The sequence below is a fragment of the Streptococcus sp. GMD4S genome (assembly GCF_000296955.1).
In genome coordinates this window covers 1-1,629 of the sequence record NZ_AJRE01000202.1, presented here as the reverse complement: position 1 = coordinate 1,629, position 1,629 = coordinate 1, and the positions used below count along the sequence as shown (strand labels likewise).

Sequence of the window (1,629 nt, the reverse complement as noted above, 5' to 3'; positions counted from 1 at the left end):
AATCAAGGCTGCTAGATTCTCAGCAGGGGTAAGAAAAGTCTCTTCCTGCTCCAATAAAAATGCTTCAAATTCCTTGGCAATCATCGAGCAAACTCCTTGGACAGACCTGGATAAACCTCATGATCACGTGTCAAAAAGTCTACTTTAAAATAGCTGTCATCAATCTCCACACGGGCATAGAGGCATTCTCTAATAGTTCCTCGTGGTTGGCTGATGGAGCCTGGATTGAGAAAAAGAGTCTTTCCTTCCATCCAAGCATTTGGTACATGCAAGTGACCATAGAGACAGATATCGGCATCTTCTTCCTGAGCCCAGTAGTCCAACTTTTGAAAGTTGAAATTGATATCAAACAAGTGTCCATGCGTCTGGATGATCTTAGTTGGACCAAGTTGAGTTACCAAACGTTCTGGGTAGCCAGCATAAAAGTCCATATTTCCTTTGACGACATGGATGCCTTCCCAGAGCGGAGAGTCTGGACGGAGTTCTGAGTCACCATCGTGAAAAATGGCATCGACTTTCCCCAGATAACGATCACGAATTTCTTCCACAATCAAGCTATCGCCATGGGAATCACTCATTACAATGATGGTTTGCTTTGCCATGATGGAAATACCTCCAAAAGTTTCTTAACGGCTAAGGCACGGTGGGATTGGCTATTTTTTTCTTCAAGGGTTAATTCAGCTGCTGACTTACCTGTCTCTCCCACAAGGAAGAGCGGATCATAACCAAAGCCATTTTCACCCTTGGGTTCAAAGTTGATATAACCTGGCCAGTCAGCTTCAACCACCAAGCTTTCCTTGTTTGGACTAGCTACGACTAGGGTTGTGTGGAATTGAGCCGAACGGTCCTTGAGTTCAAAGACCATGGCCAATTCGTGCAAGAGTTTGGCATTGTTTTCACGGTCGGTTGCTCCCACACCTGCAAAACGGGCTGACCAGACTCCTGGCAAACCGCCGAGGACATCGACTTTGAGACCTGAGTCATCTGCTAGCACCATCTTGCCTGTTAATTGGGAAATGGTTTCTGCCTTGAGGCGGGCATTTTCTTCAAAGGTCATACCTGTTTCAGCTACTTCAGGCAAATCTGGATAGTCATTGAGATTTTCCACATCGTAGCCTAACTTGTCAAAGATAGCTCGGAATTCCTTGGTCTTTCCTTCGTTACGAGTCGCAATGAGCAGAGTTTCTCTGACCTTGCTAGTTTCAAAGAAGGTTTCCACTTCAACTCCTTCTTTAGGCAATTCGACATGCAAAAGCTGTCCATTTTCAATCAAGAGCAGGGCACCCTGACGTTGGATGACTTCTAGATTGCGGCCTGCTTCAGCATTTAAAATCTCAACGATAAAGGAGAGCAGACGGAAGTTAGAAGACCAGCGCATCACCGTTATCGTAATCGGAAAGCCATTTTCCTCGTCCCGAAAAATCCGCGCTAAATCCATAAAATCAAGCTCGAGAGGATCTTTGATAAGGCTATAGATGCCTCCATAGACATCCCAGACACCGACATACCAGTCCTGGTCATCCTTGTATTCATAAATTTTGTTTGTCATAAAGTTACATGCTCCACATGAATCTCTTTTTCCAGCCATTCTGCTCCAATCTGGGCAAAACTTTGGCTATTGGCTGTTGT

2 protein-coding genes and 2 pseudogenes are annotated in these 1,629 nt (G+C 44.9%); all 4 read right to left on the bottom strand.

What is annotated here, in order from left to right:
- Positions 1–84 (bottom strand): annotated as a pseudogene (locus GMD4S_RS08630) (cyclic-di-AMP-binding protein CbpB); the annotation flags it as partial.
- The gene (locus GMD4S_RS08625) at positions 81–602 is read right to left on the bottom strand and encodes a metallophosphoesterase (protein WP_001118939.1); all 522 of its coding nucleotides are present in this window, start codon (positions 600–602) and stop codon (positions 81–83) included. The pseudogene GMD4S_RS08630 and the gene GMD4S_RS08625, both read right to left, overlap by 4 nt.
- Complete coding sequence (locus GMD4S_RS08620; RefSeq protein ID WP_000182431.1) at positions 578–1,549, bottom strand: nucleoside-triphosphate diphosphatase; 972 nt, start codon at positions 1,547–1,549, stop codon at positions 578–580. The genes GMD4S_RS08625 and GMD4S_RS08620 overlap by 25 nt, the downstream gene beginning before the upstream one ends.
- Positions 1,546–1,629 (bottom strand): annotated as a pseudogene (locus tag GMD4S_RS12990) (glutamate racemase); the annotation flags it as partial. The gene GMD4S_RS08620 and the pseudogene GMD4S_RS12990, both read right to left, overlap by 4 nt.